Consider the following 24,905-nt stretch of genomic DNA (forward strand, 5'->3'; position numbering starts at 1 on the left):
CGACATATTGTGAAAACATATTTTGAAAGCTATGAACAATATAAAAGGCAAGGAAATTCAATCAAAACAACAACCATTACAGCGAAACAATTGCTGCCGGCGCTTATTGCCCATATGGAGCGTATGGACAGGCAATTTACGCTGCATATTAACGGCCAGCTGCCTATGCCAATCGATGATTTAATGAAGGAAGCTTTTGACCAGTGCCATTTAGAACAGCCATTTTATACCCAACATTGTGAAAAGCGCAGCTATAAATATCGCCAATTAACGAAAAATCGGATTAAAGTGGAGTTTACGATGCGTTACCGGATGTCACGTCAGGAAGAAAAATGGATGGTTGATGAAATTCAAGCCATTTTAAAGAAGCGAATTCATGCCGACATGTCGATGTTGCAAAAGGTTTTAATTGTCCATGATTATATTGCCAGAACGTATAGATATGAACGTCATACAGAAGGTTCGCCGTTTGCTGTATATACGTTTATGAACGAAAAACACGGTGTTTGTATGGCATATGCGCTTTTGTTTGAAAAGATGATGGAAGCTTTGGAGATCCCTTGTTATTATGTGATTGGAAAAGCGGCGGGTGAGGGGGCAGAGGGACATGCTTGGAACATGGTGCAAATTGATGGGCATTGGTATCATGTTGACGTGACTTGGAATGATATCGGTTCTATTCCAGACAGAGAAGTTCGCTATCGCTATTTTTTAGTTGCGGATGAGAAAATGCGTCTTGATCATGAATGGAATGAAAATCATTATCCCATTTGTACGAGTACTAAATTTGAAGCATTTCATCGTTTATATGATGGCTGTGTCGTCAATACTAGTGTATATTATCCGCATCCTGGAAATGGACATTTGTATGAAATGAACTTGGCGAATTATCCATTACAGGCTAAACAGAAACTTCCTGTTAACATTCAATTTTGTTTCTCTATAAATGGATTGTTATATTTCAGGAATGATTCTCATAATCGCTATTTGTATCAATTTGAAATTGCTGCTGAGGAATTGACGCAGTTAAGCGCGGAACCAGTTATACGAATCTATGAAACTGAAACGACATTGGAAGTCTTGTATGCAGATGAAACGACAGATAGTATTCAGAAGTTGTTTTCAGCGGATACAGAAAGTGAAGATTCACTAATAGTTGAAACGGATGAAAATCGCTTGGAAGTCCCGTTAAATACATTTGGGGACAGCTGGGTAGCTTCAGTTGAACAACAAGCGGATTGTCAGCCAATGGTGTTTAAAAGCGCGGATGGAATCGAATTGATTGTAGAAGATCGTTGCAAACAATTAACGGTAGATATATATATTAATAGAGGTTTACATATACAAATAACAAATAACCGAAAAAATGTGGAATTCCATCAGCCGGCACAATTGAAAATGCCAACCGCGTTAATACCAGGCTTGGAGCAGCAGTTAAGTAAACAAAACGCGTTGGAGTATTTTACTGATAATAATTTTATTTATATACAGCTGTATAAAAGCGTAACGATCCAACTGAAAAAGTAAGCAAATGACCATAATATATGAATCCGGTTATATTATGGTCGTTTCATTAAAAAAACGTATTTCGTCTCACTATTATAAGTATACTTTTGAAACGAGACTTAACTTCCTATAATATATATTATGACCGTGTCCCTATTTTGTATACCTATAAAATCTTCACTGTATACTTTCCTCGATCGTTGTAAAAGGACAAGAAGTTTTAAATTTTTTGGACAAGAAAGTTTAAATTTTTGAATTTCCCTGTTTTGGACAAGAAGTTTTAACTTTTATTATTATACATATAAAATATTATTACCAGTTCCCGTTGATTAAAAATTTCCAATACATTTATCATTTACATCTTCTCTTATTGAATAATTTATGTATAAAGAGTAAACCTACACATTTAATTAAGTGCAGGTTTAATATTAATTATATTTGGATTACAGTGTCCAATAGCCTTCCTTAATTGCACTAAGATTACAATTTGGATATAGTGCGACTATCATGAAATATATCTGATTTCCATTTAATATCGTTGTCTCCTGATATCGATAAGTCTAAATTAAATAAATCAAAAAAATTAATAAATGTAACTCGATTTATAATTTCCCCTTGCCCCTGCACTATTTGAATAAATGGTGGCATTTGATGCCATTGGTGCTTTGGGTTATTAATGTTTAATGAATAACATAGACATTTTTGAAATTTTATATATAAAAAATTAAATAATAATTTACTGAACACATTCGCTATCAAACTAAATGAGTAATTTCCATTTTTAAATTTTCTCATTACTCTATCGAAAATTTTGCTGTTTTTATCATTTAAAAATGGATAAATTTGAGTGTGATTAAATGAGAATGATTGCCAGAAATGAAATATTGTTCTATGTGCACCTAAACGATTAAATAATTTGTCTGGATTATGGAATATGTTATAACAAGATATTTTCCATTCTTTATAAGCATCAATATACGGGTTCTTCTTTGAATTATTTTCTAAATATGACTTTAAATTAAATTTCAGATTTATTTTTCGCTGAATATATCTATCTACAGATTTTAGGATAGATTTTGATCTATTAAAAAGTTCAAAATCTAAAATAGTATTTATATAATTAACGTAATTTGAATGTTTTAATTCTCTCAATTGAGTAAGTTGATATGGATATAAACTATTTTTTTCAACAGCTATATTCAATTGCCTTTGTACATATCCTATTCTTAATGTAGATTCTTGATTTAATTTATACGCTGCACTAAAGGATTTCTTTTTTTCAACAAATACTGAGAGCGGTGTATTTTGACTTAATACCTGTGAAAATTTTGTAAATATTGTTTTATATATAATGTTATTATTCACCAAAATAGAATATTGCTTTGTTGATACATAATTTACTTTTAAATAGTTTTGATAAGTAGTGTTTAATATTGTATTGATAAAATCGTCCTTTATTAGTTTAGGTTCTTTCCATTCTTTTATAGCCAAATAAAATGATTTTTTCAATAAGTTATAATTACAATTTTCACAACAAAAACCAAGTTCCCTACATCCCAAATCATATTCTCTAAAATCTTCTTTACAATTTGAGCATTTATCTGTTAGTTGCTCTTCAGGATGAAAAGGACAATAGGATACAAAATTTAACTGGTGGAAAATACTGTGATAGCCATCAGAAATACATTTTTGGCAAATGCATAATTTAGGATTAAAAATGATGATATTTGAAAAAGTTGAAGATTTAAACAAATCTTTATATTTTTCATTATAATTATCAATTTCTATTTCAAAAATTATCCGGAGTCTATCTTTAGCTATAGATATTAAATTATCAATAGACTTGTATTCAACGCTAATAGGTGTATAACTTGCCTTTTTATTTCCTGTAAGAAAACGAAAAAATTCTCTGCCAGTAATTCGATTAGCAAATTTAAATTTTTCAAATATCCCCCATAATGATTCGTGTTCTTGTATCCAGTCCTTATTCCAGGTAATCATAGAAGCCCTCCCTGTTATCTAATAGTGAACGGTTAGTAACATATCGTCTTCGTTGATGTTGGTAAGTATAAATGCTACGATATGATTTTCATCATAAACTTTGTGTTCAACATATGCGAGTAATTTGTAGTAAGAAATATTAAGATCATAATATAACATATATCCAATAAAATTGTATTTACCGTTTTCAATAGACGAATCAATTGTGATTCCATTATTATGATTTTGAATATAAATGATATTTTGTTTTTCTTTCTTCAGTTTAGCCGTCGTAAATAGGTCCCACTCAGAATTTATTTCCTCAAATTGATAACGAAGTTTTAAATAACACTTACAATGGTTGCATAAGTACGCTAGTCTCCCCATCTTATAATAGCTTTTCAAACATTTCCTTTTACATTGCCCTCTTATACGTCTCAAGAAAGCCTTGTAAATTGCTCTTAAATCTTCAGAGGCTGCTTTCCCCCCCACCTTGTTTTTATTTAATTTTATTGTAGCCACGGTATTTAACAAATCAAAAAATTGATTCTGCTTTCCCCTCAAAGAAACAGTCTTGTTATAGAAGACTAGCTGTTTTGGTGAAAATAAGCTCCGTTTAAAGATCATTAAAGCAGTTTCTCGCCATTTTTTTTGTAATATATAGAAGAGTTGATCTTCTACTAGATAATTACCACACACACATTTATAGAAACTTCTCTCTGAAAAGACACTTTCTAGAGATAGTACACCCTTGCAATTCTTGCATGTATTTAATAAAGGTTCTGTGCGATGATATGGACAAAATTTAAAGATGTTGAGCTGGTGTAACGTACTGTGATAGCAAGACTGAATACATTGCGTGCAATAACGGAAACTTTTAGCGATTATATCGTTGAAAGTCATGCTTTCCAGATTATGTAGGCCCCATCTTTCAATTTGGGAAGTGAAATATTGTATAAGATCTATAGACAATTGCTTAGATAGCACATCGTAATTTATATTGAACGGAAATAGGTCTTCAAATAAATACTGACTCTTTATGGAACTAACGTAATTTTTTTTAAAGTAAATATTGTTAATTTCATTTGCAACTTTAACTTTCATTAAGATAGACCAAATAGATTCATCGTCAGAAATCCAATTATTTGACCAAGTCATCATTTATATTCCACTCCTTTTAAATATAAAAAAGCTGACAGCATATTGCTTAGTCAGCTTGAAATTCTTATTCAACACAATTCAAAATGTCTTTAGCCAACATTTTAGATCCGGCTACCCCTTTTAAATACTTTAAATCTCCAATAGAAAGCCAATCAATATTACTTAAATTCGCCATTTTGTTAGCGATTTTAACTGAATCCGGTTGTTGCGATTTTGAAAGATAATTTTCATTTAGAATCGTATTACCTGCAATCGCTAATGCGTTTAAACAAGTTATGTGAGTCATTCTATATAATTTATTATCCTCCCACTCATCGGGAAACAATTCTTTAATTAAATTGAAGTAAAAAAGCGCTAAATTTAACTTTTTTTCTTTCGGCAGTGAAGCTAACTCTGAACCTTTTGTAAGAAGATGAACGATATTATAAAGGTTTTGCAATGTGATATTACGTTCTTTACTTCGCATACCTATTAAAGTTCCTTTAGAAAAAAAAGGGCTTTCGGGTTTAAGGATAAGGTTTGTAGCTACCCAGCTTAAATCATCCGTATTTCGGTTAAGATAACGGCTTAATGAAGTCCCAATCCCCTTTGCTTTCGTGTTTATGACATCGAAAAGTAAAATTTCTTCATCCTCATCTAAATAATGAAATGCTAGGAATGGAACATTTAATGTAGATCCTGTCTCTTCCATATATTCTTTGATTCCTCCGAGACGATGTTGGCCATCCATCAATGCGGCCTTGTTTTTACATAATAACCGTCCAAAAGACGGGCGATTTTTATCATAGGCATGAAACTCCCAATTCCCTGCTGCATTTAAAAGGATAGGCGTATAAAGTGCGCCCTCCCCTTGTGATAAATAATTTGCAAAATCCGTACAACGCTTTTTCGTTATTGGGCGCTGGTAACCTTTGCCTGATGGATCGTTATAAAGCTTAGAATAAGAAAACTGTATAGCAATTTGCGACGAGACAGCACCTTGATATGCTACTCTGCCTCTCATTTTAGTCTGGACAACATTTTCTATTGCAATATTAGAATTTAATAAATTACTCAATTTCTTAACTCCTTTTTGTTACTACTAAGTATTATAATACTTTTATGTATAGTATTCAAGTTTTTTGCGCTTATGATTATCTTTTGGATTTTTAAATCTCACATAATCTTAAAGTGAGGTGATAAAATGTCAGAACTAATTAAAGTTATATGTGGAAACATTAGAGAAGTTAGAAAAATTAATGGTTTAACGCAAGAAGAATTGGCCGAAAAATGCGGTTTACATACCACTTACTTAGCAGGTGTTGAGCGTGGAGAACGCAATATTACTATGCAAACACTTGAAAAAATAGCGCATGGATTAGAAATATCACCGATTGAATTATTAAAGTTTGAAGGATTAGACATTGATGAACAATTTTTTAATAAACAAGAGAAGCTAAATGTATTATTAAACATAATGAATGATTTTAATGAGCATGAATTAAGTAGAATTATTAATATTGTTCAAGAAATAAAACAAATGTATAAATAAATATATATAGTTAAAGCAGCAATTCTATCCCCGAATTGCTGCTTTTTAGGACCTAATTATTATCCTTACTTTTACTAAGTTAAAATCTGATAGTTCCTATCTATTTGTAGCTTTGAAATAAAGTTTGAGCAAAAACTCTCCGTAAATCCTTATTTTACGATTAAAAAGAAGAATCCATTATGAAAAAAGATTGATCAAAATGGATTCTTCCTTAGCATTATTAATTTTGTTTTTTATAAAAAAGTTTGATCACTTTCTACCTGAGTTACTCCATAAACGCGCCCGATTGTTGAATAAAGAATGCCCATTACAATATTATGATCAGCAATACTCCCAAACGTCGCTTTGGGAATGTTTCGCTATATATATATTTTATAAAATTGGGAAAATATGCTATATTTATAAAGATTTTATACAGAAAGGGTTGATTAATATGAAACAGGTAACAAAGGTGATTGAAAAGTAGATATGTCTTCTCTTTTCAATCTCAACGAAACGAAAATAATTGAAAAGAGGATAAGGAATGTACTCAAATAAAGAATTAACAATTCGACCAGTAGTCGAGGAAGATTTATTTCGCTTGTGGGAACTCATTTATAAAGATGAAAAGCCCGAATGGAAAAAATGGGATGCCCCTTATTTTCCACATCATCCGAAGCCGTATGAAGATTTTTTGTTATCAAAAGATGAATGGATTGGTGACGAAAGCTGCTGGGTAATTGAAGTAAATGGAATAGTTCATGGTATTATCTCTTATTATTGGGAGCATGAGCCCTCTAAATGGCTTGAAGTGGGGATAATATTACATGAAGCAAGTTCATGGGGAAAAGGCATAGGTACACGAGTATTAAAATTATGGATGAATCATCTTTTTACAACAATGCCATTAGTTCGTGTAGGTTTTACAACGTGGTCTGGAAACGAAAGAATGATTCGTGTAGGAGAAAAACTTGGTATGCAAATGGAAGCACGCATTCGTAAAGTCCGCTATCATGAAGGTGTCTATTACGATTCAATTCGTATGGGGATTTTAAGAGAAGAATGGGAAAATACTATGTTGCATACAGAATACATTGAAATCTAATTAAACGTTCCCAAATAAAAGTTTGGGCATACACCACGAAGGTATGAATGTTGTTAAATCAACATTCGTACCTTTTCGCTTGAACGATTAATTACACAGTTTTCTATACATATGGTATAAACGGTTGAAATAGCAGCATTTATACTCGCAGAGCTTGTTAATAAATTTGCATAAAAACTTGCATAACATTGTTTATCGTCAAAAGTGTTATTCAATTAAATGGCCCTCTAACTAAAAAGGGCCCCCCTTCCTTATTCAAGGAAAGCGGCCGATTGTGGGAGTTTGTATCCCCCAAGTAAGATTTTTTCAGTGTGAATTAACTAAAGCTGCAATTAATTCTACAATATTCTATAAATATGCAGATATAAAGAAACTATTTATAGCTAAAATGACCAATGCGATTGCAATAATGTATTTTGTTAGTTTTTCCAATTTTATATTCAACCTCTCGTAATTCTAATATACAGTTATTTTTCTATAACCCCGTAAATAAATTTTCTACACCTTTGTTATTGTAGCAAAATTCTAGGTTATTAATTGCTAATACTCCTAATACTCATGTTATTCCACAATATGGCCCTATAACGGAAAAAAGCAATCTTCTTATTGAAGAAACGCGTCCGATTGTGGAAGATTGTTTTCCAATTATAACTCCTATAATTAACGTTATAATCGAATTTAAAGTCAAGGCACTAAACGAAACGAATACGTTTGTGCCTTTTTATTTCTAGGTGAGTAAGGACTATTCTAAAATATTAAAATTTACAGAGGTAATTTTTTATCGCGTAGTTCTTTTTGAATCTGTTCAATAAAAATATCAATAGATATTGTATTCAATCCATCCTGTTTATACGCTCTTACAGTGACAGTTTCATTTTGTTGTTCTTGATCACCTAATACAAGGATATACGGTATTTTTTGCATTTGAGCATCTCGAATTTTTCGACCTAGCTTTTCGTTACGTTTATCAATAGCTACTCGAATATTTGCTTGACGCAAATGTGCTGTAACTTTTTCTACATATGCAGTATGAGTGTCAGACACGCCAATCACCTTTACTTGTTGTGGTGCTATCCATAATGGGAATGCACCGCCAAAATGTTCGATTAAAATGCCTAAGAAGCGATCTATAGAACCGAATACAGCTCGATGAATGACAACTGGACGCACTTTCTCATTGTCTTCATTCACATATGTTAAATCAAACTTCTCTGGTAGTTGAAAATCTAACTGTACCGTTGCACATTGATGGCTACGTTTGATGGCATCTCGAATATGAATATCGATCTTCGGTCCGTAAAATGCACCGTCTCCCTCATTAATTTTATAAGGAATGCCGAGTCGGTTTAAAACATTTTCAAGTGCTTTTTCAGCTTGATTCCATAAGTCAAGTTCTCCCATATAATCTTCAGGACGTGTGGATAACTCAACTTCATATTCAAAACCGAATACTTTATATACGTGATCAATAATCTGTAATGCGAGTGCAATTTCGTCTTCTATTTGTTTCGGTGTGACGAAAATATGTGCATCATCCTGACAGAATGTTCGTACGCGCAGTAGCCCATTTAATGCACCGCTAAATTCATGTCGATGCACTTGACCAAACTCTGCCATACGAATCGGTAAATCTCGATATGAATGTAAATCATTTTTATAAATCAGCATATGTCCAGGACAGTTCATCGGTTTTAAAGCGAACTTTTGCTCATCCACTTGTGTGAAGTACATATTTTCTTTGTAGTGCTGCCAGTGTCCTGATTGTTCCCAAAGGCGTTGATTCATCATTAATGGTGTACGTACTTCTTTGTAATCGTAAGTTGCTTGCAAATTGCGTAAAAAACTCTCTAGTTCATTGCGAATAATTTGACCATTCGCTAAATAAAACGGCATCCCTGGTGCCTCTTCTGAAAACATAAATAATTCTAATTCTTTCCCAAGCTTACGGTGATTACGTTTATCAGCTTCTTCAAGGAATACGAAATAATCCTGCATATCCTCTTTCGTTGCAAAGGCTATCCCATAAATGCGTTGCAACATTTGATTATTGCTATCGCCACGCCAATACGCACCTGCAATATTCATCAACTTAAAGTGCTGCAAACTATTTGTCGATGGCACGTGTGGCCCTCTACATAAATCAACAAACTCTCCTTGCTCATAAATTGTGATCACTTCATCTTCGGGAATCGCTTCAAGCAGTTCCAACTTTAGATGATCACGTGCAAAAATAACCTTTGCTTCTTCTCTCGACATTTCTCTACGAATTACTGAATGATTTTCACTCATAATTTTTTTCATCTCACGCTCAATTGCTTGTAAATCCTCCGGCACGAGTGTATGACTCATTTCGATATCATAATAAAAACCATTTTCAATAACAGGTCCAACGCCGAATTTTGCATCTGGATATAAACGTTTCACAGCTTGGGCTAACAAATGTGCTGTTGAGTGACGAAGTACCCCTAAGCCTTCCTTTGATGAAGCATCATACAGCGAAATTTCAGCGTCCACGTGAATTGGTCGTGTCAAATCGGTTGTCGTAGTATTTACACTTCCCACAATTGATTTTTTCGCTAAGCTCGGACTAATTGACTTGGCAATTTCGGTTAGCGTAACACCTTTGGCAAAGCGTTTTTGCTCGCCATTTGGAAATTGAATTGTTACTTCTTGATTTGACATACTACCTCTCCTTTTCATAATTTGGTAAATAAAAAAGCATATATTCATCCGCAAAGGGACGAATATATGCTTGCATACCCGTGGTTCCACCCAAATTCCTACTGTCTGAAATACTTACAGTAGCTCATTGATACAGATAACGCCTGTACACGTTGCTAGTTTCCTAGCACAGCTCCAAGGGAGTAAAACGAATTATCCAATCAGGAAACTTTCAGCCGGTGATTTCCCTCTCTTTTGACCTTCACTAAAACGATTCATATCCTTTTCATTGCTTTTTAAAATTGAAATTAATATGTAATTTAATACATTACCAAATTAATGTCAATACTCTGTCTCCAATAATTAACATGATAAATACCCCATATTTGTTACTGTTATTGGATTTTTCATTACATAAATTTTCTTAAATATATATAGAAATTCTTTTCGTATTCAAGGAAAGCGCCCGATTGTTGAAGATTATTATTAAAAAATCGTTAATTATACATCCTTTAAATCTACTTTTATGTTATAATTTCCCATATCGAAAAGGGGGTATTAGTCCAATGGTAAACAAGTAATCTGAGAAAATCTTAACTTATTTTATTAAATATAGGATAAACATGTAGATTTTCTCTTTCGTTTTACAACAACTTAGTAAAGAGGAAAATAAAACATGTTAAAAAAATTCAGTGATTCTATATATTATATGCCTAATCAAGATGAAAACGACCGCCCTACTCTAGGACTGGTTTGTGGAGAACAATATAGTCTACTTATAGACTGTGGTAACTCTACTCAGCATGCAAAGGATTTTTTAAATGAAATTAAGAAACTAAATGTGCCCCCAATTAAATATGTGGTCATTACCCACGCACATTGGGATCATTTCCTTGGCATGAATGAATTTGATGCAACGATTATCGTGAACAGCCAAACAAACGAATTATTAAAAGTATGGCAAGGTTACACATTTGATGACAGTTCACTACAATCATATGCACAGTCTAACGTGATGAGCGATAAATGTATCGAGATTATTGAAGCAGAAATTCCAAATAGAGATCACTTTAAATTAAACTCTCCACACATCATCTTTGAAAAAACATTAACGCTTGATTTAGGAAATAAATTATGTGTACTTGAAAAAATTAACAGTACACATTCTAATGATGCTACAATCATTTATGTGCCTGATGAGAAAGTCATTTTTTTAGGAGATTGTGTATATGGAACAACGAAAGATTTTTTATTCCATTATAAGCAATCATTATTAATTCCGATGATTGAAGACGTTCAAAAATATCATGCGGAATCGTTCCTTCTTGGCCATGAATCTATTTGTGATTTGGAAGAAATGATGACTTTTTGGAAAGATTTAAGAGCAGCAAGTAAAGCGGTTAATTCTTCTTCGTTAGATAAGGCATTAGAGTCCTTCAAGCTAGAAAATAACAGAACACCAAATGATGATGAGTTATTTTTTATTAAGGCTTTTGTAAATGACTACATTATTCAATCACTAATTTGATAAAAGAATGAATTACGTAACCAATGATCACTTTAGAAGTGACCATTGGTTATTTTCATTAAGAATATGTTATTTTCTTTATAATAAAAATTAGCGCTAATCCTTATTACAGAATTGCGTCCGATTGTTGAATAACTTTATCTACTATATGATTTTAGTTTCTTATAGTAGATAAACCTGATTTTTCGTAAATACTAAATTTGTGTCCCAAAGGTTTTGGCTTATGATATTCCATGATTAGGATTAATTTCTCCTGATTGTTGTTTTCTTTTTAAGGAAGTAGCCGCAATTTGCACGACCATCATCATTATGTTAATGACAATCAGACCCACTATTGATGTTGAGAAGCTATTCGTCGCATCGTGAATCCAACCAAGAATAAGCGGGCCGGTTGCTCCAATTACATAGCCTGCTGATTGAGTCATAGCCGACCAAGCTGCAGCCTCCTGGGGATTGTTCGTAGCGTCGAGAGGCAGTAGTAGATTGAGCGAAAACAATCCGCCAGCGCCTACACCAATAAAGACCGTGGCAACCCAAGGTACAATAGAGAACGCAAGCATCAAAAGACCAACGAGTTGCAATACCGCCGAAATCATTAACCAAAGGCGACGAGAAGGCAATTTACGAAGCAAGATTGGCAGAACAAGGCTTACCGGTATTTGAACAATAACGAAAATAGTAAGCGCGCTTGCTGCGTAGGATTTACTATAACCCAACCCATGAATAATCTGTGGTAACCAAGCTGTAATGGAATAGAATAGCATGGCCATTAAACCGAACGTCATTGTAAGTAGCCATGCTTTCTTATTTGTCCAAGGCATTTTCGCTTTCGTAATAATTGAAGTCGGTTGATTTTGCGGTTTCATATGGCGCATAACGAACAACCACCAGAACAGCACGGCAACGAATGCAATGACTGCCCAAACACCGAGCGCATTCTGCCAAGAATTCATGCTATTTTGCATCGGTACGATTAAGCTTGAGCTTAGTGCTGCACCCAGAGTCAGCGCTACCGTATATACTGAAATCATTGAAGGCACATGTTGAGGAAAGTGACGCTTAATAAAACCAGGAAGAAGCGGTCCTACAAATGCAATCCCTATACCTGCGATAAAAGCGGTAATCAGTAAAAATGAAACTGAATCCGTGAAAAATCGTAGAATTGTACCGACTCCAATGATAAATAACGACCACCCTAATACACGTTCGATTCCCCACTTACCACTGAACTTTATGGCTACAGGAGCGAACAGTCCCATACAAAGAACGGGAATGGAAGTCAGCAAACTTGCTATAGAGGCACTCATTCCTAAGCTGTCTCGAATCGTTTCAAGCATAGGTGCAATGGAGTTAATTGCCGGTCGTAAGTTCAATGATGCAATAAATAAAGCGATAATCATTAGAATTTGTTTTTTCTTCATAAAAATTTCATAGTCTCCTTTAGGTTGTAATTTATCATTTCAAAGTTCAATCTCTCGTTTTACGATAGGCATCACTTTCGTTGCTAATAATTCAATCGCACTTGCCACTTGAGAAAATGGCTGACAAATATCAAGCTGCATAATATAACGGTTGTGGCCAAATAGTTCGTGCTGATAAAGAATTTTTCGAACAATTTCTTCAGGACCACCAATGGCAAGGGCATTGTTTTTAGAAACTGCTGCTACCACTTGCTGTTTAGAAATACTTCTTCCCATCATAGTTCGAATATAATTGGAATAATACGGATGAAATTCATTAATAGCTTGTTCCGCAGTCCTTCCAATATAGCCATGGCTTGTAATCGCAATGTTTAGATCATCTTCTGGGTGTCCTGATGAAATCCCAGCTTGACGATAAGCTTCTACTAAAGGTTTTACATAAAGAGGGTCCCCTCCTAAAATGGCGAGTGCCATTCCAAACCCTTCCTGCCCTGCCCGAACTGCACTTGCAGGGGTTCCTCCTACTCCTCTCCAAATAGGAATTTTATTTTGTTTTGGTCTAGGTGCAATGTCGCAATTATTTAAGGGCGAACGAAATTTCCCACTCCATGTAACGCGTTCATTGTTGTTTAATTCTTGTAACAGGTGTAATTTCTCTTCAAAAAGCTCGTGATAATCATCTAAATCATAGCCAAAAAGAGGGAACGATTCGATAAATGCCCCTCTACCTGCCATGATTTCAGCACGCCCCCCTGAAATTAAATCTAATGTCGAAAAGTCTTCAAATATTCTGACAGGATCTGCTGTACCTAATACGGTTGTAGCGCTTGCTAGGCGAATATTTTTCGTTGCTTGTGCAATCGCTGCTAATACAACAGGTGTAGCTGAAACTGCAAAATCCAAACGATGATGTTCGCCTAAACCAAAAATATCCAACCCTACTTCATCAGCCAATTTTGCTGTCTTGATAATATTTTGAATACGCTCTTCCGCAGAAATCACTTTTCCAGTAACGGGATCTGGAATCAATTCTCCAAAAGTATAAATACCAAATTCAAACTTCTTTTGATGTGTCTGGCTCATAAGCCACCCCCCCTATATTCTCTTTATCAAATGTTTTTAGATTTCCTTTGAATGATGTTATTATTACTTATAATAATCATTTTAAAAAGTACGTACTTTAAAGTGGTATAGTATACAAAATGATACTAAAGGGGGGAATTATGTTGAATTTAGAACCAGAATCATGTCGTGTAGCAGATTCTTTAAGCATATTAGTCGGGAAATGGAAACCAATTATCTTATTGCATTTATTGAAGAACGGTACTCAAAGATTCAGTGAATTAAAACGAAGAATGCCCAGTATTACGCAAAAAATGCTGACGAATCAATTACGCGAGTTAGAAAACGAGGATATTATACAGCGTGTTGTCTATCCACAGGTGCCTCCGAAAGTGGAATATTCAATTACTGAATATGGCCGGAGTTTGGAACCCATCTTACACGCGATGCATGATTGGGGAACTAATCATACATTACATAAACAACAAAAGATGATTGAAAAAACGAGCAATTAAAAAACTGCCTTTACCGGCAGTTTTTTATGTTTTGGATGTTTATGCACAGTATGTTCCCCTTGGAAGCTTTGTTAACTAAATGCCTATAACCGAACAGAGCAAATAACAAATCCTTGCTAATATCCGGTACTGTCACTATAATAAGACTTATTGTAACTATAATTGTTACAGTAAATAAGTGATTTGAACATATATAAGGGAGAGCTATTATGAAAATTGGTATTATAGGTGCTACGGGTAAAGCTGGACAAAAGCTTACACAGGAAGCCATTAAAAGAGGATTAGACGTTACAGCAATTGTACGAGATCCATCAAAATTGACAGAATCAGTACAGGTGATTAATAAAAATATATTAGAATTAACAAAGGAAGATATTAAACCATTTGATGTCATTATCAATACTTTTGCAGCACCATTAACGGATGCTGAACAATATCGTGTGATGGGGAAACATTTAATTACTATTTTTAACGATGTTAAAACGCGTTTAATGGTCGTTGGTGGTGCCGGGAGACTTTTTGTTGACGAGACAAGCACAACACATCTATTTGAAACACCTGAATTCCCAGAGTTTTTAATTCCTTCTTCAAAAAATCAATACGAAAGTTATTTAGAGTTAAAAGCTTCTTCAATCAAGTGGACATACGTATCTCCAGCAGCCTTTTTTGATCCAGAAGGTAAGAGGACATGTAATTATGAAGTAGGAAAAGACCATTTAATTTTTAATTCATTAGGCGAAAGTTATATTAGCTATGCAGATTTAGCTGTGGCAATTATTGACGAAGCCGTAAGTGAAAAACACCTCTGTACAGCGATTACGGTTGTTGGAGAAAAATAAGAACATCTTCATGGTCTATCTAGAAATAGAGAGGAAGGACAAACGTGATTAATACAAGATTAGCAATTGGTATCCATATATTAGTGTTTGTCGAATGTGTACCAGAGAAAGATACGTTAAACTCCGAAATAGTTTCCGAAAGTATAGGGACAAATCCAGTAGTTGTACGTCGTATGTCAAGTGCATTAAAAAAAGCAGGTTTATTAAAATCTATCTCGATAAAAAAAGGGCTAATGTTGGCTAAAAATCCCGAAGACATCACGTTATATGAGATATTAAAAGCTGTTGATCCTTCTAATGAGATATTTGTCGTGCATCAAAAAGTAAATCCTCAATGTACGTATGGACAATCGATTGTGAAAGTTATTGAAAGTGAATTTCAAACAGTCCAAGCTGAACTAGAGGGTAATTTAAAGAAAAAAACCCTTCATGATATTATGGAAAAAGTAGTAACTAATTAATAAATTGTAATTATTAGTTTGTATTCAAAATAACGTTCTCAAATTAAAGTTGAACTGCATCCCAATTGTTAGACACAGCTAACAATTGAGGTGCAGATCATGTTTGGAAACATTTCTAAATGATTGTTATTCAACAATATGGCCCTTTAGCTGAAGAAGGCAAAATTCTTATTCAAGAATAGCGCCCGATTGTTGAAGATCCTTTTCCAACTAAAGCTCCCATAAAATGAATAAGATGTTAGTTGAACATTACACTTTCATAGACACTCAAAAATACAAGTTCTTTTTACCAGGTAATTGAGGATTCGTGATTAATTTAGCATTCGCTTTTCCTCGCTTAAATCTTACATTGTTTAACCAATCAACTAATGCAGTTGAATCATAATTAGGGTGAATTCTTTCCCCGTTTTCCAAAGTCCAATACTCCTTATTCTTTTCCTCGTCAAAAATCCAATTTAGAAAGTCATCCTGAATATAATTCATTTTCCTTCCTACTTTTGTTGAACAAGAAATGTATTGTACAAAATTGTTACCAAAAACCAACTTAATAATCATTTTTTTACTCCCTTAAATGGTTTTATAATTAATGCTTTTAATCTTCCTTAATCAACTAACCTGACTAGATAGTTAAAGAACATTACTTCACAATTTTACCCAAATTTTAACGAAATCCTAGCGATTTTTTTAAATAAGTTATTCCAATAAATGGCCCTATAACGGAAAAACGCGATCTTCATATTGAAGAAACGCGCCCGATTGTTGAAGAGTATTAAAATGAATGTCCTTATATGAACGTACTGTCCCTTTATTTAATTAAATTTGAATAAATCGATAATAGTGATAAAAATTTTTTGTTACTTTAATAATAATTAAACCTCAAATTAATTCATACTTCTTTAAAGCCCACTCAATACCATCCTCACTAGAATCTTTTGTAACAAAATTAGCAGTCGATTTTAATTTTTCGTTTGCGTTCCCCATAGCGATACCTAAGTCCACAAGTTCCAACATATCAATATCATTTTCTCCATCTCCAAAAGCAATAGCTTCTTCCTTTTTAAGTCCAAAATAATCTAGTAAATCCTTAATTGCCACGGATTTTGATACATCTTCTTCAAGTACGTTCACAATATATGGGTGCCAGCGTTTAAAGTGAATTGTAGGAAATTGTTTTTTGTACTTTTCAATTTCTACATCATCAGCAAATAAACAAAGCAAATAGATTTCATTCAAATGTGCTTCTACATTAATAGGTGGAAATTCCTGCAGTCTTAATGTTTCATAGAGAGCCTGCTGTATTTTTGGACTTTGTACCTCATTCATATGTAAAGTATCCGAATAATAAGTAAGTGCATTTTGTTGTTCAAATGCAAATTTGCTAAACAGGCGAGCTGTTTCGTTAGGGAATACAATTTTGTGAATACAAGATCCTTGATGAGTAACATATGCACCGTTAGCCGTAATAAATGTGTCTATTCCTATTTCGACAAGTTCATTACACATTGATAATGGTCTACCAGTTGCTGCTACCACTTTAAATCCATAGTCCAACAGCTTTTTAATCGCTGTTTTCGTGCTTTGAGAAATTGTGCCATCTTTATAACTTGTGATGGTACCATCTACATCAAAAAAAATTATTTTATGTTTCACATTAATCTCCCAATAATTTAAGTATTTTTGTATAATTCTAACAAAAATAGGTACAAGATGTTATCTTTATTTCATTATAATTGGCTTGGCAAGTACGTGTGTAACTTGTTGAAAGTGTTGTTCAATAATATGGTCCTATAACGGAAAAACGCGATCTTCTTATTGAAGATTGAAGAATCGCGCTCGATCGTATTATTAGGTCAGCCAGAAAATATTTCTGGTTGACCATTTTTTATATCGATATATGATAACGGTAGCCGGGGTAGAACGTTCGCGCCCGTGGGGCTAAGACCTCGTCCGCAAAACAGTTCACCCCCTACTTGTAGAAACATGTTTGAGGCTGGTTGGGACAGTGATCTCGTATAACAAGCGAAGCTATGGCACTACAAAGAGGATTTAGGGGTTACCGGCAATTATCATTTTGAAGGAGGAATTATAATGAATCCAGTCATCGGTCTGGATGTAGCTAAAGGTGAAAGTCAGGTTCAAGCATATTTGGAAAGTAAGAAGCCCTACAAAAAAAGCTTTAAAGTAAAACATGATCTTGATGGGTTAGCTAGTTTATTAGATTTTATTAAAGAAGTAGAAGATATTTCAGGAGAGCGCCCTCCCCTAGTTATGGAGTCTACAGGCCATTATCACACACCAGTTGTTCAATATTTTGAGGACAAAGGTTATTTAATCATTATCGTAAATCCACTCATCTCTTATAAGACGAAAAGTTCTAGTTTACGAAAGGTAAAAACAGATATCGTTGATGCCAATCATCTCTGCGAGCTGTATTATAAAGAGGATTTAGAGCCTTATAAAAAGCGTGGCATCCAACTTGCGAACTTACGTCATCTTACGAGACAGCACGATAATATTACAGGCATGTTTGTACAAACTAAACTACAATTCCAGGCAGTCTTAGATCAAGTATTCCCTGAATATAGTAATGTTTTTGGCGACTTATATTCGAATGTTTCTTTAAAAATACTACAGACTTATCCTACTTCAGAAGATATATTGAGCGCCAATAACGAAGTATTAACAACTAAAATAAAAGAATTCTGTAATTCTCGTTCTCTACAATGGGCAAATCAACAGGCTGAAAAGCTAATGACTGCAGCAGCTCAAAATCCATTTCAACAGGCTTTATATTCTAGCCTTGCCCTAAGTTTAGATATGTATATTAACATGATCTTTGAATACAAAAAACACCTATCCCTACTTGAAAATGAGATAGATGCTTTGGCCAAAAGTATTGAAGAATCGAAGATTATCCAATCAATTCCTGGTATCGGAGAAAAAATCGCTGCCACGATTATATCTGAAATTGGGGAAATTGAAAGGTTTAATCACCCTAAGAAACTAGTCGCATTTGCCGGTCTTGATCCTAGTATCTTTGAATCAGGTACATTCAAAGGCACTTACAACCGAATAACCAAAAGAGGCTCTAGCAGACTACGGCAAGCTTTGTATATGGCTGTTAAATGTGCAATTCGTGATTGTCGAAAACAGAAAACTACAGATGAAATCCTTCCTCGTAATAAGAAATTACGGGCGTTTTATGATAAAAAACGTGAAGAAGGAAAACCATTTAGAGTAGCTGTAATAGCTTGTGCAAACAAACTCTTACATTGGATTTATGCACTATTAAAAAACAAAACTTCTTTCCAAGACATAGCTTGATTTAACAATTTAACCAAGCAAACCTAAACTTTCCAAATCAAGAACTTGGACGGTTATTTGGCATACACAAATTTAGTATAACATGATATTTTTATTATTTTTAATGAAAATTATTGACAACTATTAGCTGGTTTTGTTGCATAATTCCCTCATATTTCATAGAAAAATAAATGTATAAAAGCAAAGGAACAGGGAGTCGTAGATTGGAAAAGAAGCTATGCTATTTCGTTCTCCGAAAACAGCAAGCCCTTACCCAGTAAACGAGTAGAATAACCAAAATTCTGAACATGATACATAAATTTAATATAAAAGTTGTTTTCAATCATTTATACTAAAAATATAGTTATTATGAGAGGTGAATTTAGTGTTTATTAAAGATAATAAATCATCCCACTTAGATGAACACCTAAAGAATAATTCTGAAACTAGTAGTACTGAAGATAAAGAAATGCTTGAAAACATCAAGGTTACAATAAAGAAGAATAAAGAAGTAATAGAGCAAAACCGTAAAATTCTTGAATCAGAGAAACAAAAAGAAGCCACTGAAGAATGATCTCAGTGGTTTTTTGTTTTATCTTATTGCTCTTGAATCCCTTATAAAATCACTTTAGAGTCTTCCTCTTTTCCAGGAAAGCGCCCGATTGCGGAAGATCATTGCTTAAACCTTATTCAAGATAAGCTAACCATTAGCTCAACAAAATATTTGATTAAAATTAGGCTTGAAGAGCTTTTTGTAATGATTTTTTCATTGCTTCTACAAAATTCTGACGTGTCTCTTCAGATAATTCTAATAAGGGGTAGCGTCAGGAAAATGCGGATTTACAACGTTAAGGAAATCCAATTATAAAAAAGCCTAATTTCTCGGTATTGTAAGTGAGAAATTAGGCTTTAGTTAGTTCATTAAAGCGCTCGATAATTTAATAAGGTATAAAGAATTTAAAGAATTACCCCTGAAAAGCTCCCTTTTAATACTTCTTTTTCATCCTGATTTTTGCATAAAAAGGATGTGCTAATAGAAGTTCTGCTTTTATTTTCTTGCCACTCGTATTCTTCAATTTTCACTTCACATTTGATTGTATCTCCTGTAAATACAGGTCTTAAAAACTCAAAATACATTGTACTAGCTAACACGTTTGCATCTCCACCTATTTTTGTCGGTAAAGTAGCCGTAAGTAGCCCTTGAATTACTAGTCTTCCTTGTTCATCCGGGGTAATATGATGAACTCCTTCATCACAAGAAACTTCTGTAAATAATTCAACATCTCTTACTGTAAAAGTACGTTCAAATGTAATGATATCCCCTATTTTTAAAGACATATTTATCCCCCTATTTTATATTGATAATAAATATTGTGTATTACGATAATTCAATGTATGGTTAGACGAGAAAATCTTTAGATTTCCAATCTTTTGGCTTAATGTCTTTATTCATCCATTCCTTTTCAGGTGCTTTATATGGAGTAACAGCGACTAATTGATTATTGTGCCAGCTTGCTGCTCTGGAACGAATCATTTCGTCAAGTAGGATTGGAATAAATTCTTCTGGCTGAAGTTGAAAAGAGTAACGTGCAAAATCTTTAAACCAACCACATTGTAGTAGGTAGTGATCGATTTCTTCCTTTGCTAATCCGTTTTTCATGATTAATGTGAATGCAAAAATTCTCTTGCACGCATGCCATGAAACCTTTTCTGGACTTTTGAGCCACTTGTCGAACCGATTCCTTGCAGCATCAATGGAGTTAAGTGGATCATTTATTTGAGGACCATGTCCAGAATACGCCTGCCTGATTCGAAGCCTAGCCAATCGTTCTAAACTCTCTATTGAGCGTTGTATAGATGCTACACCTTCGCGAAAGTTATTCAACCATCCGATATCATTTTTGTGAAATAGATCACCGCAAATTAATATCTCTTCATCCGGTTCATATAAAGAAATATGCCCTAATGTATGCCCCGGTGTGTGTAACACCTTCAAAGTTCTACTTCCCGTATGAATCTCATCGTTATCTGAAAGTTTTCTATCGACTCGATACGGTTCCACTGGCTGATCCAACCATTCTGAACTACAGGCATCAGGGTCACAGGAATTAATTAAATCGGCATCCCATTTGTGAGCAGTAATCTTAACACCATAATTTTTTTGAAAATGATAATTGCCTCCTACATGGTCACTATGATAGTGCGTATTCACAATAAGGTGTAATTTTTCTGGTAAAACTCCTGCTTCTCTAATTAGTTGCTCTGTTTCTTCTGCATCACTTCCAAAGCCAGTATCAATCAGGATAGGAAGTTGATCCTTAATAAGAACCATATTTGCACTTGGAAATTTTCTTTCAAAGAAGATAATATTAGATTCCCCCATAAACCATTCCCCCTTAAAATTAATCGTGAGCGAACGCTCAGTCAATACCGTTTGCGTAAAATTCTGAACATTATAAATATATTCACCTCACGATAATTCCTTTCAGACAGTTGAAAACGTTAGAGTGCTTATACTTTATAATTACTAAACAATCTGGCCCTATAATGAATAAAAACTCACTCCTTATTAAAGAAATGCGACTTGATTGCTGAATATCGAATAATTAATACTGCAAAATACTTCCTTTATTTTGCTAAAGCCACTGTTAGTGGAACACTAAAAAAATTATTTTCTATACTCACTTTTTAGTTGATGGTTCTCGTCATAATGAGAGTGTGGATGATATGGAATTGAAGGTATTTCTAAAAGATGATGTAAACGACCTTTATACTCTTCTAAGTATCTTTTTCGTTCATCTTCATGATGTGTTGGGGTCCATGCAATGAATGGCTCAACAGGATCTAACCCAGCAAAATAAAGCATTCCATGATTAATATGATAAAGGATTTGTTCATGTATATCTCCGTCCATTCCATATGGAGTATATGCTTCTTTGGGAGAACCTGTTGTAACTGATAACATTGCTTTTCTTCCTTTGAGGCCTCCTGTGTCATATCGCATATCCCTAGAATAAACAAATCCAGAAGCAAAAATTCTATCAAACCATCCCTTTAAGATAGCCGGAACCGAGTACCACCAAAGCGGAAACTGAAATATAACAAAATCTGCCCACACAAGTTTTTCTTGCTCTTCTTTAATATCTTTTGAAAAACTATTTGTTTTTACTGCATTTTTTTGTTCTACTGCATATTTTAAAAACTCTTTGTTTTCTCGATTAAAAAAGTCGTTGCTATTGGCAATCGCCTTAAAGTTCATAGCATATAGATCCGATACTTTGACTTGATGACCTAAAGAAGTTAATTCTATAACAGCAAGATCCTTTAATGCCCCATTAAAGGACTTCGGTTCTGGATGTGCGTAGATAATTAAAATATTCATTCCTTCATTTCCTCCAATATCATTTGCTTTTTAAATGTCGTATTTGCAATTAGTACACCAGTCAAAATGAGTAAAGTACCTAAATATCCTTGTCCACCCATATTTTCATTTAGTAAGATGAATGCAAATATTGCTGTAAAAACAGGTTCTAGTGAAAAAAGAAAACCTACGCTTTCAGGTGTGGTGTACTTCTGAGCAATTGGCTGCATAACAAAACCATAGGCAGAGCAAATGAACGCAAGACCAAGTATAGCAATCCAATCAATCATACCGTGTGGTAATACTGGCGTTTCAAAGATAAATGTTCCTATCGTTGCATACAGAGCAGCAAATCCTAGTTGAAAGATAGCTAATTGCAAGGCATCTACTTCTTTTACAAACTGGTTTGTTACGATAATATGGATTGCATAAAGTAATGCAGCCACAAGACAGTATAGTGAGCCAATTGAAATAGAGAAATCGTCTTTGATTGTAAGTAGGCCTAACCCGGCTAAGACAATTATCATTCCATATATTATTTTTTTACTCGGCAGTTTCCGTGTCATAAACATTTGTAAAATTGGTACCAAGATAACAGTTGTACTGGCCAAGAAACCGGCAGTAGACGCATTCGTATATTTAACTCCATACACCAGCCCAATAAAAATACCACATAGTAAAGCTCCCATTATAGCACTGTACTTCAATACTTTAGCTTCTACCTTAATGATTTTCTTGTGGAATAATGCTGCCAAAATGATAAAGGCAAATCCACATCTTAAAGCGACGATCGTTAACGGAGGGATCGCATCAACTCCAAGTTTCATAAATATATATGATGTTCCCCACGCCATAGAAACTGTAGCTAATATCAAGTTTGCTTGTTTTTGTGTCATAATTGCAGGCCCCAACCTTTCATCTATTTTCATTAAGATTGAATAAATGGTATCACCTGTATTTTCATTAGTAAAACGAATGTTTATAATAGATATATTAGAAATACTAATGTAAAGAGGCGAGTACGGATGAATATGTATTATGCTTTTATCAAAGCGATAGAAACAGGTAGTTTTACCAAAGCAGCAGAGGAACTCGGCTATACGCAATCCGCCATTAGCCAAATGGTTCAATCATTAGAGGAGGAACTTTCTACTACTCTAATTTTACGCTCTCGTACAGGGATTACACTAACACCCGATGGCGAGGAATTTCTGCCATTTATTCGGAATATATGTAATTCACATAGAGAACTGCTAGAAAAGCAAAAAGAAATGGAAGGTCTACAGAGTGGGTTGATTCGGATTGGTACCTTTTCTAGTGTTTCATGTAATTGGCTGCCAGGATTGATGAAAGATTTTAAGGAACAATACCCAAGTGTTCATTTCGAATTATATCAGGGTGGCTATACGAATATCTCTGATTGGATTAAAGAAGGAACCGTAGACTTTGGGTTTGTAAATCCAAAGGCTGTATCAAAGCTAACGACGATTCCTTTGCAAGAAGATGAAATGCTGGCCGTATTACCAAAAGAACATCCTTTATCAACACAAACAATCGTCTCATTGAAAGATTTAACAAAAGAACCTTATATTCTTTTAGATGAGATAGGACTAAGTGAACCATTAACGGTTTTTCAACAAAACAAACTTGAACCCAATATCCAATTCCGGGTGTATGATGATTATGCGATTATGTCCATGATTGAAAAAGGGCTTGGCATTTCGATTTTACCGAAACTTGTTCTAAGTAGATGTCCGTATCATATTGAAACGAAAGTAATCTCTCCATCAGTTGCTCGTACAATTAGTTTGGCATACAAGGATAAAAAGGTATTGCCAATAGCAAGTAGATATTTTATTGACTTCATTATTGAGAGGTATAGTAAGGCTTAAAAAATGATGTACCAATATTCAGAAGTGGTTCTCGAAGAATAAGTAGCAAATGTCTATCATATAACGTTGAGAGCTATAGCAAAGCCTGATTTTTCTTTGTTATCGAAGAGAAAGCAGGCCTTTTTATAAAAAATACTTAACTTTGTAAATTCCCATTTACTTTACGGCTACCCCATCCGTTTCCTCCACAATATGGCCCGATTGTGGAATAAGAAAATAACTTGCCTATCTACATAGGAATTGGATCAAACTTTTTTATTTATGATTAGACTTTATTATAAAATATCGAACTTTATTTAAAAGCCACAATTATCTAAAGCTGTATTTTAGCTCTATTCTTATGTAGTTATCATGTATAGTCTAAATGTAGTTGCAAAAATAAAAAGGACAGCATCTCTGCCACCCTTATATATCAGACCCCTCTTCATTCTTCAATTTATATATTTTCTACTCTCTCCATTCATCTTTCCAACCATTTTCTTCTCTCATCTCATTTCTAGATAGGCACCACATCCAATTGGATTTGAATCAAAAGGGTCTTTACATTCCCATCACTGATCTCATTATTTTTTGCGGTTGGAATTATTTTATTATCAAAAA

Annotated in this window: 22 protein-coding genes; 10 read left to right on the forward strand and 12 right to left on the reverse strand. The window is 34.0% G+C overall.

Features of this window, described 5'->3' with window-relative positions; all coding sequences use genetic code 11:
* Positions 1-9 precede the first annotated feature (9 nt).
* Positions 10-1,527, forward strand: coding sequence for a transglutaminase domain-containing protein (locus MHH37_RS09705; RefSeq protein WP_342576091.1), 1,518 nt, complete (start codon positions 10-12; stop codon positions 1,525-1,527).
* A gap of 459 nt (positions 1,528-1,986) precedes the next feature.
* Here MHH37_RS09705 and MHH37_RS09710 read toward each other — a convergent pair whose 3' ends face one another.
* From MHH37_RS09710 to MHH37_RS09720, 3 genes are all read right to left on the reverse strand, one after another.
* Positions 1,987-3,507, reverse strand: coding sequence for a hypothetical protein (locus tag MHH37_RS09710; RefSeq protein ID WP_342576092.1), 1,521 nt, complete (start codon positions 3,505-3,507; stop codon positions 1,987-1,989).
* 18 nt (positions 3,508-3,525) lie between these two features.
* Positions 3,526-4,647, reverse strand: a complete 1,122-nt coding sequence (locus tag MHH37_RS09715) for a hypothetical protein (RefSeq protein ID WP_342576093.1) — start codon at positions 4,645-4,647, stop codon at positions 3,526-3,528.
* A 64-nt stretch (positions 4,648-4,711) separates the two neighbouring features.
* On the reverse strand, positions 4,712-5,704 hold the full coding sequence (locus MHH37_RS09720; protein WP_342576094.1) for a DGQHR domain-containing protein: 993 nt from the start codon (positions 5,702-5,704) through the stop codon (positions 4,712-4,714).
* 126 nt (positions 5,705-5,830) lie between these two features.
* Here MHH37_RS09720 and MHH37_RS09725 point away from each other — a divergent pair, with 126 nt between their 5' ends.
* Positions 5,831-6,178, forward strand: a complete 348-nt coding sequence (locus tag MHH37_RS09725; protein WP_342576095.1) for a helix-turn-helix transcriptional regulator — start codon at positions 5,831-5,833, stop codon at positions 6,176-6,178.
* 523 nt (positions 6,179-6,701) lie between these two features.
* A complete protein-coding gene (locus MHH37_RS09730; protein ID WP_342576096.1) occupies positions 6,702-7,262 on the forward strand; it encodes a GNAT family protein in 561 nt (186 codons plus the stop codon).
* Between the two features lie 762 nt (positions 7,263-8,024).
* Here MHH37_RS09730 and thrS read toward each other — a convergent pair.
* Positions 8,025-9,944, reverse strand: coding sequence for a threonine--tRNA ligase (gene thrS / locus MHH37_RS09735; RefSeq protein ID WP_342576097.1), 1,920 nt, complete (start codon positions 9,942-9,944; stop codon positions 8,025-8,027).
* Between the two features lie 655 nt (positions 9,945-10,599).
* On the opposite strand from thrS, the gene MHH37_RS09740 reads away from it, so the two are divergent.
* Positions 10,600-11,451: an MBL fold metallo-hydrolase gene (locus MHH37_RS09740; protein WP_342576098.1), complete on the forward strand. Its 852-nt coding sequence runs from the start codon at positions 10,600-10,602 to the stop codon at positions 11,449-11,451.
* Between the two features lie 221 nt (positions 11,452-11,672).
* On the opposite strand, the gene MHH37_RS09745 is transcribed toward MHH37_RS09740, so the two are convergent.
* Both MHH37_RS09745 and MHH37_RS09750 read right to left on the reverse strand, forming a co-directional pair.
* A complete protein-coding gene (locus MHH37_RS09745) occupies positions 11,673-12,872 on the reverse strand; it encodes an MFS transporter (protein ID WP_342576100.1) in 1,200 nt (399 codons plus the stop codon).
* 39 nt (positions 12,873-12,911) lie between these two features.
* A complete protein-coding gene (locus MHH37_RS09750) occupies positions 12,912-13,955 on the reverse strand; it encodes an LLM class flavin-dependent oxidoreductase (protein WP_342576101.1) in 1,044 nt (347 codons plus the stop codon).
* 143 nt (positions 13,956-14,098) lie between these two features.
* On the opposite strand from MHH37_RS09750, the gene MHH37_RS09755 reads away from it, so the two are divergent.
* From MHH37_RS09755 to MHH37_RS09765, 3 genes are all read left to right on the forward strand, one after another.
* Entirely contained in the window at positions 14,099-14,449 is a 351-nt protein-coding gene (locus MHH37_RS09755) for a winged helix-turn-helix transcriptional regulator (RefSeq protein ID WP_342576240.1), read from the forward strand.
* Positions 14,450-14,658: 209 nt separating this feature from the next.
* Positions 14,659-15,288, forward strand: a complete 630-nt coding sequence (locus tag MHH37_RS09760) for an NAD(P)H-binding protein (protein ID WP_342576102.1) — start codon at positions 14,659-14,661, stop codon at positions 15,286-15,288.
* Between the two features lie 44 nt (positions 15,289-15,332).
* Positions 15,333-15,749 (forward strand): Rrf2 family transcriptional regulator, encoded by a 417-nt coding sequence (locus MHH37_RS09765; protein WP_342576103.1) that lies wholly within the window; start codon positions 15,333-15,335, stop codon positions 15,747-15,749.
* Between the two features lie 267 nt (positions 15,750-16,016).
* Here the strand turns inward: MHH37_RS09765 and MHH37_RS09770 are convergent, their stop codons facing one another.
* Complete coding sequence (locus MHH37_RS09770) at positions 16,017-16,304, reverse strand: hypothetical protein (protein ID WP_342576104.1); 288 nt, start codon at positions 16,302-16,304, stop codon at positions 16,017-16,019.
* Between the two features lie 321 nt (positions 16,305-16,625).
* Positions 16,626-17,399, reverse strand: coding sequence for a Cof-type HAD-IIB family hydrolase (locus MHH37_RS09775; protein ID WP_342576105.1), 774 nt, complete (start codon positions 17,397-17,399; stop codon positions 16,626-16,628).
* A 438-nt stretch (positions 17,400-17,837) separates the two neighbouring features.
* On the opposite strand from MHH37_RS09775, the gene MHH37_RS09780 reads away from it, so the two are divergent.
* The gene (locus tag MHH37_RS09780) at positions 17,838-19,073 is read left to right on the forward strand and encodes an IS110 family transposase (protein ID WP_342575948.1); all 1,236 of its coding nucleotides are present in this window, start codon (positions 17,838-17,840) and stop codon (positions 19,071-19,073) included.
* Between the two features lie 364 nt (positions 19,074-19,437).
* Positions 19,438-19,626: a hypothetical protein gene (locus MHH37_RS09785; RefSeq protein ID WP_342576106.1), complete on the forward strand. Its 189-nt coding sequence runs from the start codon at positions 19,438-19,440 to the stop codon at positions 19,624-19,626.
* Positions 19,627-20,009: 383 nt separating this feature from the next.
* Here the strand turns inward: MHH37_RS09785 and MHH37_RS09790 are convergent, their stop codons facing one another.
* From MHH37_RS09790 to MHH37_RS09805, 4 genes are all read right to left on the reverse strand, one after another.
* Complete coding sequence (locus MHH37_RS09790) at positions 20,010-20,390, reverse strand: enoyl-CoA hydratase (protein WP_342576107.1); 381 nt, start codon at positions 20,388-20,390, stop codon at positions 20,010-20,012.
* 61 nt (positions 20,391-20,451) lie between these two features.
* Entirely contained in the window at positions 20,452-21,435 is a 984-nt protein-coding gene (locus MHH37_RS09795; RefSeq protein WP_342576109.1) for an MBL fold metallo-hydrolase, read from the reverse strand.
* A gap of 285 nt (positions 21,436-21,720) precedes the next feature.
* Positions 21,721-22,434 carry an NAD(P)H-dependent oxidoreductase gene (locus MHH37_RS09800; protein WP_342576110.1) on the reverse strand — a complete coding sequence of 238 codons (714 nt, stop codon included), beginning with the start codon at positions 22,432-22,434 and terminating at the stop codon, positions 21,721-21,723.
* Positions 22,431-23,309, reverse strand: a complete 879-nt coding sequence (locus MHH37_RS09805; protein WP_342576111.1) for a DMT family transporter — start codon at positions 23,307-23,309, stop codon at positions 22,431-22,433. The genes MHH37_RS09800 and MHH37_RS09805 overlap by 4 nt, the downstream gene beginning before the upstream one ends.
* A 129-nt stretch (positions 23,310-23,438) precedes the next feature.
* Between MHH37_RS09805 and MHH37_RS09810 the strand changes: the two genes are divergently transcribed.
* On the forward strand, positions 23,439-24,305 hold the full coding sequence (locus tag MHH37_RS09810; RefSeq protein ID WP_342576113.1) for a LysR family transcriptional regulator: 867 nt from the start codon (positions 23,439-23,441) through the stop codon (positions 24,303-24,305).
* Positions 24,306-24,905: the final 600 nt, after the last annotated feature.

The organism is Solibacillus sp. FSL K6-1781 (assembly GCF_038630735.1).
GTDB lineage: Bacteria > Bacillota > Bacilli > Bacillales_A > Planococcaceae > Solibacillus > Solibacillus silvestris.